17 protein-coding genes and 1 pseudogene are annotated in these 20,883 nt (G+C 67.9%); 3 read left to right on the forward strand and 15 right to left on the reverse strand.

The features are described 5' to 3' along the window. The coding region (locus ACFQS1_RS37025) for a hypothetical protein (RefSeq protein ID WP_378977071.1) at positions 1 to 288 on the forward strand (288 nt) is incomplete at its 5' end. A 1,327-nt stretch (positions 289 to 1,615) separates the two neighbouring features. Next, the gene (locus ACFQS1_RS37030; protein WP_378977073.1) at positions 1,616 to 2,839 is read left to right on the forward strand and encodes a hypothetical protein; all 1,224 of its coding nucleotides are present in this window, start codon (positions 1,616 to 1,618) and stop codon (positions 2,837 to 2,839) included. A 61-nt stretch (positions 2,840 to 2,900) separates the two neighbouring features. On the opposite strand, the gene ACFQS1_RS37035 is transcribed toward ACFQS1_RS37030, so the two are convergent. Continuing rightward, the gene (locus tag ACFQS1_RS37035; RefSeq protein WP_378977075.1) at positions 2,901 to 4,007 is read right to left on the reverse strand and encodes a hypothetical protein; all 1,107 of its coding nucleotides are present in this window, start codon (positions 4,005 to 4,007) and stop codon (positions 2,901 to 2,903) included. 473 nt (positions 4,008 to 4,480) lie between these two features. Here ACFQS1_RS37035 and ACFQS1_RS37040 point away from each other — a divergent pair, with 473 nt between their 5' ends. Next, positions 4,481 to 5,440, forward strand: coding sequence for a hypothetical protein (locus ACFQS1_RS37040; RefSeq protein ID WP_378977077.1), 960 nt, complete (start codon positions 4,481 to 4,483; stop codon positions 5,438 to 5,440). A gap of 348 nt (positions 5,441 to 5,788) precedes the next feature. Here the strand turns inward: ACFQS1_RS37040 and ACFQS1_RS37045 are convergent, their stop codons facing one another. The 14 genes and pseudogenes from ACFQS1_RS37045 to ACFQS1_RS37110 form a co-directional block, all read right to left on the reverse strand. Continuing rightward, positions 5,789 to 6,793: a VldE C-terminal domain-containing protein gene (locus ACFQS1_RS37045; protein ID WP_378977079.1), complete on the reverse strand. Its 1,005-nt coding sequence runs from the start codon at positions 6,791 to 6,793 to the stop codon at positions 5,789 to 5,791. Positions 6,794 to 6,878: 85 nt separating this feature from the next. Beyond that, positions 6,879 to 8,114: a hypothetical protein gene (locus tag ACFQS1_RS37050; RefSeq protein WP_378977081.1), complete on the reverse strand. Its 1,236-nt coding sequence runs from the start codon at positions 8,112 to 8,114 to the stop codon at positions 6,879 to 6,881. Beyond that, complete coding sequence (locus ACFQS1_RS37055; protein WP_378977083.1) at positions 8,114 to 8,518, reverse strand: hypothetical protein; 405 nt, start codon at positions 8,516 to 8,518, stop codon at positions 8,114 to 8,116. Before ACFQS1_RS37055 ends, ACFQS1_RS37050 begins: the two co-directional genes overlap by 1 nt. A gap of 88 nt (positions 8,519 to 8,606) precedes the next feature. Next, positions 8,607 to 9,596 carry a DUF932 domain-containing protein gene (locus ACFQS1_RS37060; RefSeq protein WP_378977085.1) on the reverse strand — a complete coding sequence of 330 codons (990 nt, stop codon included), beginning with the start codon at positions 9,594 to 9,596 and terminating at the stop codon, positions 8,607 to 8,609. Positions 9,597 to 9,668: 72 nt separating this feature from the next. Beyond that, a pseudogene (locus ACFQS1_RS37065) lies at positions 9,669 to 10,049 on the reverse strand (hypothetical protein); the annotation flags it as partial. Between the two features lie 246 nt (positions 10,050 to 10,295). Beyond that, positions 10,296 to 11,657: a MarR family transcriptional regulator gene (locus tag ACFQS1_RS37070; RefSeq protein WP_378977089.1), complete on the reverse strand. Its 1,362-nt coding sequence runs from the start codon at positions 11,655 to 11,657 to the stop codon at positions 10,296 to 10,298. 162 nt (positions 11,658 to 11,819) lie between these two features. Then, the gene (locus ACFQS1_RS37075) at positions 11,820 to 12,407 is read right to left on the reverse strand and encodes a hypothetical protein (RefSeq protein ID WP_378977139.1); all 588 of its coding nucleotides are present in this window, start codon (positions 12,405 to 12,407) and stop codon (positions 11,820 to 11,822) included. Positions 12,408 to 12,500: 93 nt separating this feature from the next. Next, positions 12,501 to 13,202, reverse strand: coding sequence for a hypothetical protein (locus ACFQS1_RS37080; protein WP_378977091.1), 702 nt, complete (start codon positions 13,200 to 13,202; stop codon positions 12,501 to 12,503). 324 nt (positions 13,203 to 13,526) lie between these two features. Beyond that, positions 13,527 to 14,381 carry a replication-relaxation family protein gene (locus tag ACFQS1_RS37085; RefSeq protein ID WP_378977093.1) on the reverse strand — a complete coding sequence of 285 codons (855 nt, stop codon included), beginning with the start codon at positions 14,379 to 14,381 and terminating at the stop codon, positions 13,527 to 13,529. Between the two features lie 206 nt (positions 14,382 to 14,587). Continuing rightward, positions 14,588 to 17,050: a type IV secretory system conjugative DNA transfer family protein gene (locus tag ACFQS1_RS37090; RefSeq protein WP_378977095.1), complete on the reverse strand. Its 2,463-nt coding sequence runs from the start codon at positions 17,048 to 17,050 to the stop codon at positions 14,588 to 14,590. Beyond that, positions 17,047 to 18,753, reverse strand: a complete 1,707-nt coding sequence (locus tag ACFQS1_RS37095; protein WP_378977141.1) for a VirB4 family type IV secretion system protein — start codon at positions 18,751 to 18,753, stop codon at positions 17,047 to 17,049. The genes ACFQS1_RS37090 and ACFQS1_RS37095 overlap by 4 nt, the downstream gene beginning before the upstream one ends. Positions 18,754 to 18,794: 41 nt before the next feature. Continuing rightward, positions 18,795 to 19,685, reverse strand: a complete 891-nt coding sequence (locus ACFQS1_RS37100) for a PrgI family protein (protein WP_378977097.1) — start codon at positions 19,683 to 19,685, stop codon at positions 18,795 to 18,797. Continuing rightward, entirely contained in the window at positions 19,682 to 20,578 is an 897-nt protein-coding gene (locus ACFQS1_RS37105) for a conjugal transfer protein TrbL family protein (RefSeq protein ID WP_378977099.1), read from the reverse strand. The genes ACFQS1_RS37100 and ACFQS1_RS37105 overlap by 4 nt, the downstream gene beginning before the upstream one ends. 2 nt (positions 20,579 to 20,580) lie before the next feature. Beyond that, positions 20,581 to 20,883, reverse strand: a complete 303-nt coding sequence (locus tag ACFQS1_RS37110; protein ID WP_378977101.1) for a pilin — start codon at positions 20,881 to 20,883, stop codon at positions 20,581 to 20,583.

Genomic DNA, 20,883 nt, shown 5'->3' on the forward strand with positions numbered 1-20,883 from the left:
GGCCTTCTCCAACGCGACAAGCCGCTCCAGCAACTCCACGATGGACGGCACGTCAGGCACCCGGACATCTTGCCCAACAACCCCACCAAGATCAAACCGGCCCCAAACGACCGACCTGATCAGTTACCCAACCGGAAGTCCAGCGGGCTGGTTGAGATACCGCTGCAGCTCGTCCAACCACACCACCGTCCGCGGTGTCGGCGAGTCGGCAATCTCAGCGACGGCCTGAACATCGGCTGGCTGAGCCAACCACCACTCGGGCAACACCGCTCGAATGGCTTCGAATAGTGCCCTACTCTTTCCCACTGACGAGCCACCAACTACGAGCACAAACCCACCTCGTCCCGCCGCGGCTTTGATCGCCGTTTGCAGGTCGACATCGAAGTCTCGGGGCACGTAGGTCGGCAGTGACTCCGCATACGGACCTACCTGGATCGACGCGTGCACCCCGAGGAGCCGAGGGTTAGCGTCTCGCACTCTCAGCGCTTTGATGGGCTTGGGAAGGGATGATGTGCTGGCCCGCTCCCACGCCTGGAGCCACGGCTTCTGCCCATCGGCGTCCAGACCGCATGCTCCCAAGAACGCGATCAACGTCTCGCGGCTCGGCACAGATCTTCCGCGCAACATGTCGCTGAGGGTGCTCTTCGGTACACCCTTGGTCAGCGTCCTGTAAGTGTGAGGCTGACGAAGAGCGTTCAACGCCACGGCCAATTCAGCCAACGTCTGGACGTTCTGGAGTGGGTCGGATCCCGGTGTCTCGTTGCCGGAAGGCATCTGACCACGCTATACCGTGGCACACCAAGAGAGTCAACCTCACGTTGCCGTCGGGAGCAGGTCGGTCTACTCCGGTCTGCTCCGGAACTGATGCCGGACTCCCGCGTCGGCTGGGACATTCGTTTCAAGCGCATCACAGGGGCCTGGCCGGCCACCCCGCCTACGTCGAGCGGGAGACACCATGGACACCCACGACTGGATCACCGTCGCCCAAACTGCAGTCGATCTGCTTTCCCTAGCCGCCGCGATCATCGCGCTCATCCGCGCCAGAGGCCGGGGACCCCAGAAATAACGTGCGACCAGCGGCCTGAAACCTCGATTGAGGTTTCAGGTCCAGCCTCAACCTGAATATCGAGAGCCCATCCTCTGAGGATGAAGTCTCTCTTGCCTCAACAGGCCCTCGTCTCGACCAGTCGTGCGACTTGCGCCGAGTAGTGCATCCGGCGGAGTTTGTGCATCTGGTCGGCGTTCTCACTCCAATCGAACGAACGGAGCATTAAGCCGTGATGGGCACTCCGGACGAGCTTAGCGAGGCCGGCATTGGGATTGCGCTCACCGCACACGATCGCCAAGGGAAATGTGCCTAAGTCCCCGACTTCCGGAGCGTCCAATCGAATGATCGGATGCACTGTCGTCGGCAGATCCGTACGCATCCGAGGGTGTGCGTACATCGCCCTGCGTGGTCGATACCGGAGTTGGCCGACAGCGACCTGGCGGGTGTCCGCCGACGGCGGGAACCGATCGGCTGTAGACGGCATCAGTCCGTGCGGGGTCCGTCCGGGGGAACAAGCCTCGCCGAAATCTTTCCACCATGCGGCGCTTCGTGTGATCCGATGTCCGGATGCGTCAGCAGCATCCGCTCGGACTCGACCCTGGCCATCCTCTCTTCCCCATCGCCGCCATGCGGCACGAGCCAGCCACCGGCGCGGTCGAAATCCGGTTCACTGACGGGCGATCCGAGCACGGCGCCATCGCCCCACTCGACGCCCCCACCTGGATCCGCGAAATGACCTTCGACGTGCGGACCTCAAACCTTCAGGCCACCCTGCACGGCGGCGCCGAGCTGACGATGTCGATCGGCACGGTCCGCACACCGGTGGACCGTCCGGTCGTCTATCTGGACCAGAACCACTGGATCGACATGGCCCGGTTCTCTATTGGCTCGACCACGCTCTCCGACGAACGCCGCAGGACCTGCCGACGGATCACCGAGCTCGCGATGCACGAGCAGATCCTGCTCCCGATCTCCTCAGCGCATCTGGTGGAGATCGCCAAGAAAGCTGACCGGCAACGCACCGAGGTCGCCCAGGTCATGATGAAACTCTCCAAAGGCTGGCAGATGCGCAGCCCACTGTACGTGCAGAGATCGGAACTCGAGCGCATGTTCGGCGGCGCGCCGGAATGCCTGGGCAAGGGCGAGGTGTTCACGCTCGAACCGGGCGCGCTGTTCAGCGACGCCCCGCGGCCCGGCACCGAGCCATCGCCGGCCGCCGTCGATGACTTGCCGGCCGACCTCCAGGGCCTGGTCCAACGGCTGAGCTGGACAGCCGCGATCGTGGACACCTTCGTCGACACCGAGCGACTGATGTCTGACGACGGCCTCCGTAAGGCACGCCAGTGGGCCACCTCGTTCCACGACCTCGCTCTGCACGTACGAGGCAACCCGAAAGCCCGTCGACAGCTGCGGCAGATAACTGGCGTGCGATTTCTGTCCGATATCCAGACCGACCTGGCCGGCGTAGCCCTGGCCGCCGGGCTGACCACCGAGGAGTTCCGAGACTGGTGCCAGGACCAGGCCGAGAACGACATCGCGGCGGCACCGATGCTCGGCCGGTTCCGGGAACTGCTCCACCTTCGAGTTTCCAACGCCGACGATAAATGGGCGGCCAACGACCTCAACGACACCCTGTACCTGTGCTGCGCCGGCGCCTACGCCGACATCGTGGTCGGCGAACGCAAAATGACCAGCTACCTGCAACGCGCAAGCAGCAAAGTAACCAAGGGCGCAACGCTCTTCCGTCACCTGGAGGACGCGTTGCCAGCCATCGAATACGCCACGGGCTGAACACCGACGCCAGGCCCGCTCCGTCAAAAGCAGGGAAGCTCAGATCCGCGACCGGGCGACTTCACCTGTCGATCTCAGCTGGTCGCGCCCGGAGGGCTGCCGCGGGTCGCGATGCCAGGTCGGCGATCAGTGCAGATGGATGTGTCAGCGCGAACGCGCGGGTGGCGTAGAAATCGGCGTACGCGCGCACAGCACCGTCGTCATCCCGTCGCTGTGGCCGGACGGCGTCGCGGAACTCCCGAGCCACGATAGCGTTGACCCCCACGAGATAGCGCTCGGCCAGGACCGAGTCGATCGATTCCCACAGCCTGTAAAACTCCGGTCCTGTTGACCGGCCAGAGTCGGCGGCCCGTCCGCGCCGGGGCGCGGCGCGACGCTGCAGCTGTTCCAGGGCCAAGATCGGTTCCCGGGGCGGAGGCAGGGGCCGCTGCCGGTCCGCATCGAGGTCGCGTTGGAAGCTGCCGAGCCGCTCGGTCAGCTCAGCATCGTGATCGGGCACCAGGCCGTGTCCGTCGAGGTCGACCATCTGCACCGCGGCGATTGCACCGGCGGTCACCGCCAATGACAACGACCCGGGCGACTCGTAGACGTTGAGGTAGCGGACCGCGTGCAGGCCCTCGTCGCGGAGCTCGGCGTTGGTCAAACGGGCCGCGCGCTGCTCGTTTTCGTCCCGGTAGTCGGTCTCGACCTGGGTTGGGTCGAGGTTGAGTGCCACCCGGTACAGGAAGAACCGGGAGTCGCGGTCGTTCTGGTACTTCATCCGACGCAGCACGTTCTCGATCGCAGCCTCGTATGTGCCGACGTGCAGTGCGAGGTCGGAAAGCCTGGCGATCTGTTCGTCGGTGACGAGGCGGAAGTCGCGTAGCCGTTCCCGTTGCTGTTCCTCGTTGGTCAGCGAAGGCCAATCCGGCGACGTGCTCGTGTGATACCACGCCAACCGACTGAGCTGTTCGTTCTCCAGCGCGGGATCGTTGAGATCGCGCAACGCGGCAACGCCCCGACCGAAGTGGATACTTCCTCCGCAGCGCGAGCACGGTATGTGAGCATCGTTAATCTCGGCTTCGTAGTCGACCGCGCTCAGGTCCTCCACGCCGCCACAGCCGCAACGCATGCGGTAGTTGTAGGCGAAACTGACCGGTCGGTCGATCAGGTCCGGTTCCGTGGTCACGAAATGAACACCGCCACACGTCTCTCTTCGCGCACTGGGTTCCCTTGGCTGCCGACAGTGTCACATCGCGGTCGGGAACCCGTCCGTGGCCCGGCCGCACTGCGATGCCAACGATAGCCAACAGCGCGGCGCGGTCGGCTATCGATCTCCTGCAGTCCCGATGTACTACGACGACTCAGCAGGCGCATCAATGCGTTAACACTCACTGCACGACCGAACTGGATCGTGGCCGAACCGCCCTCAACGGCGCTCCCGGCAGACCGAACGAGTGACGGTGCTACTCCCAGCGATCAATGATTCTTCGCGAGTCCGTGGACGAACTACCGCACCCACCACGACAGCTGCGTTCTGCTGCTGGCCGCGTAGGCGCTATTGCGCGGATCAAGGATGAGCGGACGCCGACCTACCGCCGGGCTGGCCTACACTCCTAGCTGCGAAGGTCCAGGATTGACATGGCGAGAGGCTCAATTTCTGTGGTTGATCTCGACAAGCATGAGTGGCGCACGGAAGTTGAGTTCATCATCTTTCTTAAGACGTTACTCATCAGCCAGTATCCCGACGCTATCATCCATGAGGGCTCCTTGAAAGATGGACGCCTTCGCCCCGACCTAATCATGCACTACAGCAATGAAGTCTACGTTATTGAAGTGAAGCGCGAAACTCCCCTAACCGGAAGTCGCCTCCACGACGTTACCGCTCAGTTGGTCAACTATCGGCAGGCAGCAATGGAGGCGTATCCCGGGCGCGCAATGCACTTCATTCTGGCGATCCCTGGAGTTCTATCCGACGATAAGCGCGAAGTTATCACGGGCATCGGATTCGATGTTTGGGACAAAAATTGGCTAATCCACGCCGTTGAAGAAGGGCCAGTTCTGCGTCCACCCCGAGAACCAACCGACAGGGCTGGCCAGTGCAGGAAGCTCCTCGAACGCTACGCGAGTATCAAGCCGGGCAAACCAACTTGGTCGGAGTACCAGAAGATATGCATGGAGATTTGGGAGTGCTTATTCCTCCCTGATCTTTCCCGACCCATCAGCGAAAGCGCAAACGAGTCCGGCGTAAATCGCCGCGACTTCGTAGTCCCAAATTATGCCACTGATGGATTCTGGGCGTTCATGCGCAGCCACTATCACGCCGACTACATCGTCGTAGATGCGAAAAATCTAGTCGGCCCGGCCGGAAAGGCTCACGTGCTCCAGATATCAAACTATATGTCTCGACGCGGCACTGGATTGTTCGGTGTCATCATGACTCGTCGCGGAAGCGATCGTGCAGGGCTTTATACACGCCGAGAGCAGTGGGTGCTCTACAGCAAGATGCTAATCGTCCTCGACGATGACGACACGGAACAGATGCTCGACAATGCCATCCATGGCGACGATCCGTCGTTGGTCCTCCGCCAGAAGATAGAAGACTTCCGTCTCTCGCTGTAGCTTTAGAGCCGTAAGGTGGAGAGCAAGCCGAACTGGTCAATGTCGTCAGGATCTCGGGCCGTTTCGCAACCAACCTGCAAGCGCTTCGGTGGCTTAACGCCAAACCAATCAGGCCCGCCCAGCCCAATCTGCGCAGCGCCATGGCGAAGCTTAGCAACCGTCGTACCTCTACGCGAGTGTTGATGAACGCGCGGCGTCTCGCAATACCGGGCCGGGACTGGCTAAACGCCTGATCCGATTGCTTTGTTGCGCCCATCCGGATTCTCTGGATGGACCCTCTGCCGCGTTCGATGTAGTTTCTCTGACGCACTCTCGTCGGCAAATCCGCGCACCGGAACGTTGTCGGTTCTAGCACATGCTGATGTGAACGTGGTTGGTGTGCCAGCCAGAGGGGTCGTTGCCGCCGTATGGATTGTTGTAGGCGTGCCAACCTTTCTCTGGTGTCCAAATCATGCGGAACCAGATGACGTACATGATGCCCAAGCGGTCGGCGTTGGCGAACGCCCAGGCCGCCATCGCATCCCCTCTGGCCTTCTGCGCCCCGGACGCCTCGCCGCCGGAGGTCATCATGAAGTCGCAGGCGCGCCCGTTCGGATGTTCGCCGTGGTCGTCGAGGCGGAAACAGCCGGGTTTCGGCCAGCCGGCGGCGGTGGCCTGCTGGACGAGATGCAGCGTGCGGGGGGTCAGACAGCCGGTTCCGGTGGTCGGGTCCGGGATGGTGGAGCAGGTCTCCGCGGGCCAGGAGCCGTCGGAGTTGCGCGGCGCCGGTTCGGCATTACCGAATGGCATCGCGGAGCAGTCGAGGGCGATCTCACCGGCCCCGTATTGATCAACTAGGGCGATGGCGTCGTTGGTCCACTTCGTGTACGCGTCAGGATAGGCGCTCACTTGGACCGCCTGGGCCGCCTCGGTGAGTGGCATTGTCTGCCATCCGGAGATGGTTTTGAGCTTGTCGTAGAACTTGCCCGCCTGGTACGCGGGATCCGTCAATTGCTCGGCGGTTCCCCATCCCTGGTTCGGGCGCTGCTGGAAAACGCCGATGGAGTTGGTGTCGTTGTCGGCCCCGAGGTAGGGCAGGTTCGTTAGTCGGGATTCCTGCATGGCGACTGCGAGGGCGATGGTCTGCCCCCAGCTGCCGACGCCTTTGGTGACGCCGAGCTGGATGATGGTCGCGGCGATGTCGATTTGGTCGGCGTCCCATTTCCCGGTGTCTGCCGGTTGCCCGGAAGCGTCGGTGCTCGGCATGGTGGCGACCGTGCACGCTCCGGAGCTGCCGCCCATGATGGCGGACAGCAGCAGCATGGGCAGTCCGAGGCAGGCGAGGATGACGATGGTGACGATGGCCTTGGTCATAGGCGATGGCCTTTCGGTGGAGACAAGAGAGGGCCGGTCTGCGTGCGGGTGTGTGGCCGGCCGAGGGAAGGCGTTCGAGGAGTGGTCAGAGGTAGTGCGTGACCACGCGTAGCCGGGCGTCCGCCTCGGACAGCAACTTGGTGACGAGGGCGTCGGCGTCGGCCAGCGGGTGGCCGTCGGTGACGGGGTCGCGTAGCGCGAGTCCCAGTGCCCCGGCTGCAAGGCGGGCACGAACCAGAGCACGTGGTGGGCGTCGAGGAACAGCGCGCTGTTGATCTGCGGGGCGAGCACGGTCATGGGCTGGCTGGCGCAGCTGGTCAGGCACCGGCAACCCGGCGCGTTGTAGACCGACCGCAGCAGGCCGCGTGAATGGGGCAGTTGCAGTCACAGGCGAGGTCGTAGGCGGGCCGAGGCGTTTGGTACATGGCTGTCTCCCAAGGGGTCGTGAAGCACAAAAGGCCAGTGGGCCGCCCACGCGGGCGGCCCACCTTGGATTTGCGGGTTTAGAGGTTGAAGTCTTCGCGGTTCGTGACCAGGTGAACGAGCTCCCGCAACCGGCTCTCGAGCACCACGCTCGCGTGGTAGAAGTCGTGCCGGGTGTCGATATCTCCGGCGTTTCCCAGTCCCAGGTGCCGCCGGGCAGGGCCGGGACCTGCCAGAGACCGCCGTTCTGGTCGAGGAACAGCGCGCAGCCCCAGCGGTCGGCGAGCAGCGTGATGGGCTGGGTGACGCAGGTGATGGTGCAGGCGCAGTCGGGCTCGTCGTAGGTGAGGCGGGTCCCGTTGGCGTGCACGGGGCAGCGGCAGTTGCAGGGACGCTGCCAGGGCATCAGGTGGGTCATCGTGGCTCCGTGCGAACGTCGATGTGGGTTGTGAGGGGATCGGGAGGCGGGGCTGATGAGGCTGGTGCCGCCGGGGTCGAGCAGCTTGTTGTGCTGGACGGCTTGGGTTTCCTCGGCGGTGAGCACGTAGGCCGGCAGGTGCGGTGTGCCCTTGCGCCAGGCGTGGTAGAGCCGGTGCACGCCGTCGATCAGCAGCCCCGCCGGTGGCCCGTCCCCGACGCGGACGAGGCCGAGGATCACCGGGTTGGTCAGGTCGGTGCTCATCGCGTAGAGCCGGTCGACGGCGTCGGGGGTGGGGCCGATGAGACTGACCGCCAGGCGCTGCGGGTTGTCGAGGTGATGGAGGCTGTACGCGGTGGCCCACGCCGGGACGTCGAGTTGCTGGGTCTCGCGGGGTGTGGCCGCGATCAGCGCCAGCGCGGCATCGATGTCGAAGACCCACGGCCCGAAGTGGAACCACTGCGGCTGCCGGTCGGCCATCACTTGCCTCCCTGATCGATGAGGGAGGCGTAGATGCGGATGCACCGCAGGATCAGCTCGTGTGACGGCAACGCGAGTAGGCGTTGCCGTTTGTTCTCGCGCAGCTGGTCCCAGATCAGGACGGTGACGCTTGCGGACCAGACGTCGACCAGGACCCCGTCGATCTTGGCGTATTGTCGCTCGGCGACGATGCGCCGCAACGTGTCGATGAGGGTCGGGTCGCCGATCGGGTGGTTGGCGTCGTCGGGCCGGGCCGCCTCCTCGTACTGGGTGAGGCAGTCCTCGCAGGTGTGGGCGCGGGGCGAGTTTTCGTTGTCCCACCGACTGACCTCGTCGGCGGGGAGCCCGCAGACCGACTGGCGCGGGTCGCGGGGGTGCAAAAGGTGAGGGATTATCGCGATCATCGGCTCGTCTCCTCTCGGGGTACGAGCCGGGGCATGTTGAACCCGCGCGGGGTCAACATGCCCCGGGCAGGTGGTGGGGTGGCGGTGGTCAGATCTTCAGCAGGTCGAAGACGACGAGCTTGAGATCGCCGGTGGTGCCGGTCAGCACGCGGTGGGCGCGCGCGATCTCGTTCTTGGCGGGCTGGTAGTGGTCCAGGTATTCGGTGATGGCCTGGTATCCGGCCCACCGGCTGCCCTTGATGGCCTTCTGGGTGTCGGCCTCGGTAATCAGGTACTTCAGGGTGCCGAGCCGCTGCTTGGCGTTGCGCTGGGTGGTCTCGGAGGCGTTGTCCTTGACCGGCCACACCTGGCCGACGATCTGCTCGAACTCGCGCATGGTCAGCGCCTCGTTGAGCATCCGCTCGGCGGCTTGCTCGAAGGTGTCGATGTACTTGAACATCAGGCCCAGCGCCTCGCGGGCCTGGCTGATCTGGGAACAGACGTTTGAGGTGTGCCGGAAGGTGTAGTGCCCGACGGCGTGCTCGAACGCGGCCCGCTGGGTGTTGGCGCACACGACCCGGATCGGGCTGGCGTCCACCCGTAGCGCGGCGGTGCCGTCGTGACTGGTCGTGCCGATCAGATACAGGTCCATCCGATCGACTCCGGCGATCTCCATGGCGTCGGGCAGTTTGAGCGTGACGAAGACGCTTTTACCGCGCCGGAGGCTGCCGGCTGTTTCGAAGTGGGCGCCGCCGACCTGGTCCACCAGCTGGTCGAGCATCTCGGCGCACTGCTCGTTCTGGACCACGGTGTAGTCGGTGCCGACGATGCCCAGATACTCCGTGGCCCCGGTGACCGGGTTGCGGCGCACGGTCATCTGCTTGTCGTCGGCCGGGATTTGCACCTCGACGCCGTCGACGATGTCGATGCCGACCGTGCGGATGGTCCGTACGCCCCAGTCGCCGAGCTTGGCGGCGGCCATGATCTCTTCGGCCTTCATGGTGTCCTGGGTGACAGTGCCCAGCCGGTGCCAGGCCGACAGGCGGGCGCTGGCGAACGCGGTCGTACCGTCGGCGAATCGCTCGAGTTCGTGTGGCACTGGGGTTCTCCTCTCGGAAACAGGCGCAGGGCCGAGCAGACGCTCGGCGCTGCAATGGGGAGGTGTGGACGGTTAGGACTGGGGGGTTCCGTCTTCGTCGGCCGGCGCGGCGGCCGTCGGGAAGGCGAACGCGAACGGCGCTTCGGCGACCTGGCTGAGGCGGCCGTTGGAGACCAGCAGCAGGCAGCAGGTGAGGACGGCGGCGGTGCCGAGGTGACGTCCCGTCGCTGCCGTGATGCCCTGGGCGATCTCGTACGGTTTCAGCGGCTGGTCGGGGTTGGCGGCGCAGTATGCGCTGACCAGGTCCGACAACGCCGCATCGACCTGCCCGTCGGTCTTCACTAGGGCCACGCCGTCGTCGCGGCGGTGCACCAGGTCCGCCAGCTCTAGCACGGGCAGCCGCCGCAGCACTATGCGCAGCGGGAGCCCGGTGCGCACGGCGAGCTGCTCCGGCGCGACGGTCCCTGGTCGGGCACGGCGCGCATGATCTGCGCCGACTCGTTGTCGAGCTCGTCGTACGGCTGCCGCGGGCCGTCGCCTGTCGGCGCGTGCTGTTGCCCGGCGCTGCCGACGACTTCGTGTCGCTCGGCCGGGGCGCCGGAACCGGCTTCGGGAAGTCGGTCATCGATGTTGCTCCTGTCGTCAAACGGGATGCGGGGCCGAGCGCCATGCGCTCGGCCCCGCGAGGAGGGGAATCGGTCAGGACTGCTGGGTGTCGCTGTTGTCCTGGTCGTTGTCGGTCTGCTCGGCCTGGTCGTCGTTCGCGCCGTTCATGCCGTCGCCGTCGCCGTCGCCGTCGCCGTTGTCGTTGTCGGTGGCGGGCTGTTCGGCGTCTGGTTCGCCGTCGGCGGTGTCGTCGTTCACGACGGGCTTTGGGAAGACGACGGTGAGCGGCGTTTCGGAGGTCAACAGGAGGTGGCCCGCGGCGGCGGCCTTGGTGCAGTTGTTGCGCACCGCGCCAGGGCTCACGTTGCGGCCGCCGAGCTTCGCGCTGATCCTGCGGGCGATCTCTGGCGGGGTCATCGGCTGGCCGGGGTTGGCGGCCAGCTCCGCGATGGTCAGCTTCTCCAGTTCGCCTTTGCCGAAGGGCTGGTTGCCGTCGGCGTTGCCGGTCGCGTCGGCGCGGTTCCCGACGGTGCTCGGGGCGTTGTTCAGCATGCGCGGGGGCAGCTGGGTCGGCAGTTTCACGGCGTGGACCTCGTCGTCCGGGCCGACGATGTGCAGGGTTCCGTCCGGGCGGATCCGGCTCTGCACGGCCGCCACGGCCGCCGGGGTGATCGTGACGCCCCGGATGACCTGGAAGCACAGGGCGCAGCGCGGCGGCTCCGGGTTCGGGTCGACCTCGCTGGCCTTGGTGGGCCCGGCGATCCACCGCTGCGGCTGGCCCGTCTTGGGCGGCAGGCGACGGGCGGCGTCGGCCTGCTGCATCGCGTCGAGCAGGCGAACGGTGGTGGGATGGCTGATGCCGCTCTCAGCGACGATCTCGTCGACGGTCGCGCCGTCGTCGCCGAACTCGGCCAGCACACCCTTGATGGCCATGACCTTGCGATCGCCAGGACGGGGCGGTGCGACGACCGTACGCGGCCCGCCCCTGACCGGGCCGTCCGTGCCCTCCTCGTCGTCCTGGTCGCCGTCGTCGTCGCGGTCGTTCTCGTCGGCGTCGGACGGGGCCTGCTCGCCGGTGGTCTCGTCATCGGCGTCACCGGTTTCCGGGGCCTGGCTGGTGCTGTCGCCCGTGGCCGCCTCGTCGGCCGGGTCAGAGTCCGGCTCGTCGTCGATCTCGTCCGGGCCGGCGGCGTTCTCGTCGCTGAGGTCGGCCGAGTCGAGCGCGGCCTTGGCGTCGTCAGACAGGGTCCAGCGGGCGGGCGTGCCCTCGGCCGGGTCCGCGCCGAGGTCGACCTCGACGATCACACCGGCCTCGGCCAGGGTCCGGATGGCCTTGTCGGTGGTGGAGCGGGCCTTGCCCGACCTCTCGGTCAGCTCGTGGACGTTGCCCTGGCCGAGTTCGACCAGGGCCTTGAGGACGGCCTGCGTCGCAGGCGTCAGGGACTGGAATTCCATGGGGTTTCCCTCCTCGGGAATAAGGGAGTGGAGCCCAGCACCGAGCGGTGCTGGACTGTGGTTCTCAAAGCCGCGTGCGGCCCGGCGGCGGCACGCGAAACAGGGGCGCCTGAAGGCATCGCGTGGGGGATGCGAGATCGCTCGGCAAGGAAGGCGCTGGGGTCAGCGGCGCGAGATCCTGCGCTGGCCGGACGGGCGCAGGTGGTAGAGGCGGTCCTCGACGCGGTCGCGGTAGATCCCCGCGATGCCGTGGGCGAGGCGGACCGGGCCGGGGTATTCGGCCGGGTCGAGTTCGACGTCGGCCGTGTTGATCTGTGCCTTCACCGCTCGCCCGGCGATGTGCTGCTGACTCAGGTACTCGTGGTGTGGCAGCACGATCAGGAAGGTGTCACCGGGGTTGACGTAGCGCCGCCGGACCGGCTGCACGGGGTTCGTGGCGACGTATGCGGTGCGGTCGGGATCGGTGATGAGCGTGTCGAGGTGAATGCGGGCGCTCTCGTACTCGCTGATGTGGCCGCTGATCTCGCTGAGCGTGCTGGCCAGCATCGTGGGCGAGCCGGTCAGGTCGTCGCCGTTGATGAGCAGGGTCCGGAACTGGTCCACCGCCGTCAGCAGCACCTCGCGGGCGAGGCGTAGCTGATCGGCTGAGGCGGGGAACGCGGCGGCGGCTGGGACGGGGTCGGCTGCGTGCTGATCGAGGGTCCGGGCGGTGGTTCGGAGGATCCACCTCTCCACCAGGTCGAGGTACATCACGGACTCTCCCTTTCGCGTGGTCCGGGCACGCCGAAGGCCGGTCGCAGCGGGGCTGCGGCCGGCCTTCGAGGTGCGGGGATTCGGGGTGGGTCAGGCGATGGCGACGGCGCACAGCCGTGCGTGGTTGTGGAGGGTGCGCAGGTACATGCATGCCTCGTTGAGGAAGCGGAGCCGGTCCGCTGTCGTGTCGGTGGCGGGCCGCATGATGCGTCCGTCAGTGGTGATCAGCGCGTCGCCGACGAGGGCGACTCGCCAGTAGAGGCCCGAGTAGGTGGCCTCGCCGGCCTGGTAGAGCGACAGCTCGTACGGGTCGAAAACGTGGCCCCCGTTGTACGCGAGCATCGCGAGGACCCGGGGCTGCTGCTCGAAGCGGCGGCGGGCCTCGGCCAGGCTGACCTTGTTCGGGTCGGCGTGGTGCTGGGCGAGGAAGTCCTCCCAGAGCCGGGCGGGCCGCGTCGTGGCGTTGATGTGCATGTTCCAGGCGCGCCAGCGGGCGATGGCCTCGTTCGCGGCGATCTGCGACATGCCGGACAGGTCGAGTCGGCTCTTGCGGCCTCCGGCCGCGAGGGTGATGGCGCCGAACCGGCGAGCGGCGTCGAGCAGGTGGTACCCGAGGAACCGGGTCAGCCAGCCGATGAACTTGCGGTGCCGCACGCGGAACCGGCGGGCCGGGGTGCCGTCGGCGCTCATCAGGTCCTGGACCTTCTCGCTGGCGGCGAACCAGTCGGCATCGGAGCTGGGGTTGAAGCAGACGGTGACGACGTGGTCGGTCAGCGGGGCGGACGTGGGCATGGCGGTGCTCCCTTCACAGAAGCGGGGTGGGGTTTGGTGGTGCCGGAGTGGTGCCACCGGATCGCGGCGTCTGGACCAGCGGGAAACTGCCGAAGAGATGCGCGAGGCGCAGATCACGAGCCGACCGGAAACGGTGGGCTTCAGGTGAGCTGGGCCGGGCGCGGGCAGTCCCGCAAGGCGGGTCGAGACGGGCGGCGGTGCGAACAAAAGAAGGAGGAAGCCGCACCGTAGCTTCGTGACCTGACAGCACCGCCTCTGTCAGGATTCGCGATCATGCCCGCGACCTGGGATGACAGGTCCGGCCGGGGGCGCCGTCAGGGGTTGTCAGAGAAGAAAGACGCCGTCGTCGTAGTTCGGGTTTGCCGCCACGGGCTGGCCGTGGTCGCTGGGCAGCTCGGCCAGCTCCACCCGGCTGCTGCAGCCGCGCGGGAGCCAGACGCGGCCGGCGGGATCGGCGGCGTGGCCGGCGGTGGCGACCGGGACGCTCGTGTGCTGGCCGGGCAGCAGCCGGTGCAGGTGCTCCTCGCGTTGCTCGCTGCCGAGCCAGAACAGCACCGGATACCGGGCACCGGTTTCCCGGATGAACGTCGCGTACTTGGCGAGCTTGGCCACGACCCGGCTGCCGAGGGCTTCGCTGCCGGTGTCGGTCTCCAGAAAGAAGCCGACCGTGGCGCCGCCGGCGCTCCACAGGCCGTGCCCGTCGGCGGTGATGGTCCGGAACTGTTCGTGGGTGACGTGCTCGGACCACCACCGGTCGAGGCGGGCTTCGCCGTGCCAGCGGGCGTGCTCGGCCAGGCGGACGAAGAACTCGTTGGTCAGCACAAGGTGGGTCAGGTGCGGGTTCGCCGACAGGCGCTGCACGGTCTGGTTGCTGGCTCGGGCGGTGGGCTCGAGCCGCTCGTGGGCGGCGGCCTGGAAGCGGCGCCCGTGGTGGCCGAGCGTCCAGTGCCAGGGCTGACTTCCGCCGCCGTCGCGGGGAAACCGGAACCGCTCGATCAGGCCCAATGCGGCCAGCTCGTTGAGGCGGAGCTGGCAAGTGCGCCGCGCGGCGAACAGCATGCGGTGGATCTGGCCGGTGGTCAGGACCTGGTGGTCGTCCAGGAGCTGGAGCAGGAGCCGGTCACGGCTGGTGATGTGGGGATAGATGGCCAGCAGGCTGGCCGTGCGCGATAGCGGCATAGACGTCACCCCCGGTGGGAGAAGGACACCCTGTAGGGAGTCTGGACGTGTAGATCTTGAAAATGGGACGGCCATCGGGCGTATTTGCCCAGCTCAGACACCTGACAGGCAACGGGAAGGGGACTCGTCTGGGGTCTCGTGTCGCCGACATCCCCAGACGAGCCCCCGATGCCGCACCCAGGCGAGCCCCCGGACGCGCCGGGTTGTCAGCGGTTCCGGTCGGCCATGCGCCGCTTCATCGTCGTGCGAGCGAGCTGCTGCATCGGCGGCTCTTGCCCGGCGCGGTTGTTCGCGGCGGCGCACGCCTGCCGGATCGCGGTGGGTTCCCCGTCGGGTTCCGGCGGCGGGTTGGTGATGAAGGTGAACGCCAGCAGTTCCCGGTTGTCCACCAGCACCCGGGCCGCGGCGGTGAACACGTCGAGATGAGCGAGGTCGTGCTCGTCCACCTCGGGTTTGGTGTGCCGTGACAGCTCCCGTGCATCGGCCGGGTCGACGTTGAAGATCGCCTTGGTGCGGGCGTTCGCGCTGATCGCCGCGGCGACGTCCTTCGGCAGCTGAGCGAGGTCCTGGTGGGCCATCACCAGCCCGAGCCGGTATCCGCGTGCCTCGGCCAGCATGTCGCCGACGGAGCCCGGCAGCGTGAGGAAGTTCTGCACCTCGTCCACGTACAGCGTGGCGTCCTTGCGCTGGTCCTCAGGGGTTGCGGCGCGGGCGATGGCGGCCTGCCACACCCGAGCGACGATCAGCGAGCCGAGGATCCGGCTGGTCTCCTCACCGAGCTGCCCTTTCGGCAGCCGGCACAGCAGCACTGCGCCGTCGAGGATCTTGCCCATATCGAACGAGCTGTGGGCGTTGCCGATCACGCTCTTGACGAAATCCCGCAGCAGGAACGCCCTCAACCTTGCCAGGACGGGCGCGATGACCTGGCCGCGGAACTGCTCGTTGATGCCGTCGTACCAGAGCCAGAACCCACCGAGCCCGTCCGGGTCGTCGAGGCCATGGGTGAACCGGCCCCGGAACTGCCGGTCCTGCAGCAGCGACGGCACCAGGCTCAGCGTCGGCTTGGCGTGCCGCATCAGGGTCAAACAGGCGACGCGCATGGTGTCGTCCATGCGCGGCCCCCACTGCCCCTGAAAGATCTTCGCGAAGATCCCGACCAGGTTGTCCACCGCCAAATGGGCGTCGCCCTGGTCGTCGAGGGGGTTGAAACACGCCGGGTTCTCCTGGTCCGGGTCGATGATGTGGATGCGGCTGGCATGAGTGGCCGGGAGCCGGTCGAGGATGTCGTTGATCAGGTCCCCGCGCGGGTCGATCACCACGGTCCCGCGTCCGGCCTTGATGTCGCCGAGGATCAAATTCAGCAGCAGGGTCGACTTGCCGACGCCGGTCTTGCCGACGATGTGCATGTGCTGCCGCCCGTCGACCACCTTGAGCCCGACCTTGTGATGCCCGACCTGCGAGCGGCCCAGCATCTTCACGCCCCGGCCGCCACCGGGGACCTGCACCGGCGCCGGCACCGCCTTGGCCCGAGCCCGATCCAAGCCCGGCACCGCCAGGTCCTGCGGCAGGGCGGCGAGCGCCGCGAGCTCCGGCACGGTGGCCAGGAACCCGCGCCGTAGCCGCCGCGCGGCGAGGGTGGCGACCGGGCGCGGCATCTTCATCCGGCGCAGCCGGTTCGGGCCGGTATATGCCGCGGCGGCCGAGGCGATCGTGTGCCCGAGCCCGATCAACCGCCGCCGGACCTCCTCGGCCCGTTCCGCTGTCGGCGGGTTCTTGTCCGGCTGCGCGGCGACCGCGAACCTGATCGCGATCTCGAAATGCGGCACCCGCACGGCCTTCTCGACCACCATGCGCGCCTCGGCCCCGGCGACCGGATCCCGGACCTCCGGCCGGGAGGCCGCGCGGGTCGTCGTGGTCGAGCGGGAGGGGCCGGGAAGGAATACCTCGAGCAACCACAGCAGCGGTTCGATCGCGAGCCGGGCCGCGCCGGCGGCGGCGCGGGTCGCCGGATCGGGACGCCCGTGCGGGTGGTTGGTCGAGGTGGCCGAGCGGCGGGCAGCCCGCACGCGGCGAGCGGACGCGGGCCGGGCGAGGACCTGGACGCAGGCGTACTCGCGGTGCCAGACCTCGGCCCCGGCCGACAGCAGCGCCCGCAACGGGTCCGCGTCGTGTTCGACGCGCAGCGGCAACACGTCGGCGTGCTGCGGCCAGTGCGCCCCGCCCGCCTGCTCACCCACCTCGGCCGGGATCGGTGCGCCCGCGTCCTCGACGGTGAGGGTGGCGGCGGGCCAGGCCGCGCGGACGGCGGCCTCGACCGCGCCGGGCGGCACGGTGCCGGGCACCCACACCCGGATCGCCAGGGCGCGGCCGGTCCACGTGTACTCCCACCCAACGTGCGGGTAGCCGTAGACGCGGCGGCGCCACACCGACGGCGTGAGGACCCCGACCAGGGTGGTCCAGAACGCGGCCGCGGATTCGGCGGTGACCTCCGGCGGCGCGGCGATCGTCACCCAACGCGCGCCGGTGACGAACCGGCGGTGCCGCCAGTCGAGCACCTGCTCGTGACCGAACACGGCGGCCACGACCAACGCGGCGGCCACCAGCCCGAGCCACGGCCGGGCGATCACCGCAAGTGCGAGACCGGCGGGCCAGGCCGGCGCGGTGATCACGCGCCCACCTCGCCGATACCGGTCACGGCGATCTTGTGTTCGGCGGCCGACCCCACGCTGCGAAAGGGGACTCGCGATCGGCCCGCGACCAGAAGGCCCTCTCCGCGCGAGGCTGCGAGCAGCATCCGGGCTTCCCCAGCCGTGAGGCCGAATGCCTCGGTGACCGCATCGATGGACTGGGTGGACTGGCGCATCAGGACCTGCGTCGCGGCGTTGGAGACCACAGCCAGGCCGAGATCGGTCGACAGGACGTCGGCGGCGTCCTGGGTGATCACGCAAAGCCCGGCGAGCCGTTTGCGGGCTGCCTTGGACATGCGGAACAGGAACCGTGCGCCTTCGCCGTCGCGCATCAGCAGCCAGGCTTCGTCGACGACGACGAATTGCCGCCGTCGGCGCCCGGCGGTGGCTGGAGCGTCGATGCTCGACCAGATCGCGTCCAGCGCGAGCAACGTGCCGACCGTGCGCAGCTCGTCCGGTAGATGCCGCAGCGACCAGACCACGAGATGCCCGCCCTGGGCCGCAGTGGTCGGGCCGTCGAAGAGTCTGGAGAAGTTCCCGACCGTCCACGGCGCGAGCCGGGCGGCGAGCTGCGCGGCGGCCGGATCGCTGTCGTCGGCCAGCGTCGCGGCGAGGTCACGCAGCAGCGGCGCGGACCTGCTCCAGGTGGCCGGGTCGGCGTTGATCCCAGCCTTGCTGTACGTGGCGGTGATCGCCCGGTCCAGGGCGGCTCGTTCGGCCGGCGGCGGGGTCGCGCTGAGCATCACCGAGATCAGCGTGTGCAGGAACAGGCCGCGCCGGGTGAGCGTGTCGGGCCGGTCGTCGGCGGGCAGATCGAGCGGGTTGACCCGGACGCCGGGTACGCCGAGTTGCACGACCGTGCCGCCCACGTGCGCGGCGAGCGGGGTGTACTCGTCCTCCGGGTCGATGACCGACACCTGCGTGCCCTGGTACAGGTTGCGCAGGACTTCCAATTTGACGAAGTAGCTCTTGCCCGCGCCGGAGCGGGCCAGGACCACGCTGTTGTGGTTGTCCTGCGCCCACCGGTTCCACAGCAGGACGCCGTTGCTGGTGGTGTTCAGCCCGTAGAGCACGCCGTCCGGGGCGGCCACCGTGCCGGGGGCCGGGGCGGCGAGGTCCGCCGAGGCGAGCGGGAACGCCGCCGCCAGGGCGGTGGTGTCCAGGATGCGGCGCATCCGCAGCGGGTCCACCCCGACCGGCAGGGTGGAGATCCAGCCCTGCTGGTGGCGGAAGGTGGCCGGTTGCAGATCCAGCAACACACTGGCGGCGGCTGACTTCACCCCGGCGGTGATCGTGTTCAGCTCGTCCAGGTCGCGGGCGTGGATGGTGACGTAGATGCCGGTCTCGAACAGCTTGGCCGCGCCGCGGGCCACCCGTTCGGCGAGGTCGGCGGCGTCGGCGGCTGCCGCATCGGTCATCGGATCGCCGAGGCGGCCCTGATCGGCGTCCAGGCGACGGCTTGATTCGAGGCGGGCGCGCTGGCGTTTGAGCATCGGCGCGGCCAGTTGCGGCGCCACCGGAGTGATGTGGACGGCGACGTCGACACGGCCGGGGTAGGACAGCAATGGGTCCAACCACGCGGGGCCGACCTCGGCGGGGTAGCCGCACACGACGTACGTGGCGGCGTAGCCATCCCCGACGCGGACGTGCGCCGAGGTGACCGACAGTGCGGCCGGGGACGGCATGTCCGCCCCGGCCGCGACGTTCTTCTTCGTCTTCAGCAGGCTCACGGGGTGCTCCGTAAGGTGATCGAGGCGCCGGGCACCGCACGGGGGCCGGGCGCGGGAGGACAGAAGGGGTCGACGGCGCTCGCTAGGGCCGAGGTGACGGCCGGCCCGTCCAGCGCGGCGGCTTCGACGCCGAGGCCGGACAGAGCGCGCACCGCGGTGTCGGCCGCGTGCTCGCCGGTGACGACCGCGAGGACCTGGCGCCGCAGCGGATCCCGCTCGGCGTCCAGATCGAGCAGGAATCCGGCGTAGTCGTCGGCGGCGGACGCCAGCGCCGGATGCGGCAGGCGCGGCGCGAAGTCGGCGGTCGCCTGCGCGTACACGCTCAGGTCATGCCGTTGCGCGGCCACGAGCAGCTGCGCCGGTCCGGTCAAGCAGTTGAGGAACCGGCCGAACCCGTCCAGCAGGCCGGCCTGCTCGCCGCCGGTGCGCAGGTGGATGTTCGTGGTGCCGCACGCGATCAGCACCTTCGCGGTGCCTTCGCTGGTGAGCACCCCCGCCGGGCTGATGCTCGTCACCGGCGAGCGCAACGGAGCCGGGATGCTCGGCTTGCCGGCCACCACGGCGACCGAGCTCGCCCGCGCCGTGCCCGGGGCGAGGGCGCGCGGGCTGCGCGACAACGCGAAGCCGTGCTTGAGCCACACGTCCAGCGGAAGTCCGTCGCGGCGGCCGATCGCTACGACCACCGCGACGGCGAAGCCGACGATCCCGGCGGCGATCCAAGCAGCCGGGGGCAGTATCGGGCCGAAGGTGCGGTAGCAGCCGAACCCGGCCAGGCCCGCACCGCCGATGATGGCGAGCTGCCGGAAGGTCAGCCCGAACGCGATGCGGTCCGGCTCGTTGACGTTCGCCGGAACCACGGTGCGTGGCGTGGTGTCGTCGTTGGTCATCGCACACCCCCCAGCAGCGGGATGCGGCGGGTGATGCCCTGCACGACGATGGCCCGCAGCACGAGGCCACCGGCGTTCGGTGAGCCCTTACGTGTCACGTACCGGCCGACCAGCGCCGGGATTTTGATCGTGAGCCAGAGCATCACGACGACGAGCACCAGGTTGAACGTGTCCGAGGCGGGCACGCCCAGGACGACCGGCAGGTTCGCGTCCGGGTTGATCACCATGTCAATGCCGCCGGTGAACGCGACGGCCTGGATCGCCGGTGTGACCAGGCAGCCCAGCAGCGACCGCCACCACACGTCAGCGACACCCTGCGACCACGGCGTGGCGTAGCAGGCCAACGCCACCGGGGCGATCCCGGCCAGGACCACCAGGACACCGACGCGGACGAACCAGCTCCCGATGAGCATGGCCATCAGCACGACGATCAGCAGCGCGATGATGGCGATCAGCAGCGTATTTGCGTTGTTGTCCATCGCGGCGGCGACGCGGGTCTTCACGAAGGCGACCGTCTCGGTGGTGGGCGCTGTGGTGCCGGTCATCGAGACCGTCAACGCGTTGGCGACAGTGATGAGCTGACCGGTCAGCGGCACGGAGAACGCGGACAGCACGAACCCGACCGCCAGACGCGGAACCAGCTCCTTGACGCCGTACCGCATCTGGACCGAATCGCCGGTCATCGTCGCGATGCCGACGGCGAGGATGGCCAGGACGAAGCAGGCGTCGACGACCAGTGCGCTCTTGCCGGCGATCGACGTGACCTGCGGCAGGACGGTGACGTCCGGCGAGGTGAACAACGTGGCGGCCAGCAGGGCCATCAGCCCGCTGAGCAGGTCGACGACCTGCTCAGCGAGCCAGGTGACCAGGCCGTCCATCAGCCAGCCCGTCATGACTACTTCGCCCCGATGATGCCCTGCAGAACCTGCAAGATGACCGGGGCCAAAAAGGCGAGAGCGTAGCCGATCAGCGCGGACTTGAAGTTGCCTTTGGCCTGCTCGACCTGGGCGGGATCGCCGCCGGCGGCCATGTACCGCAAGCCGCCGAGGGCCAGGAACATCGTCGCGACGACCGCGATGATGCCCATGATCCAGCCGGTGATGCCGTCGATGACATCGGGAATGGACTTCGGGGCCGCGAGCGGCTGCACGGCAGCATGCGCGGCGAGACGGGACAGAACGGTGAGACTGGTGTGCAT

The organism is Paractinoplanes rhizophilus, from assembly GCF_042664765.1.
Classification (GTDB): Bacteria; Actinomycetota; Actinomycetes; order Mycobacteriales; family Micromonosporaceae; genus Actinoplanes; species Actinoplanes rhizophilus.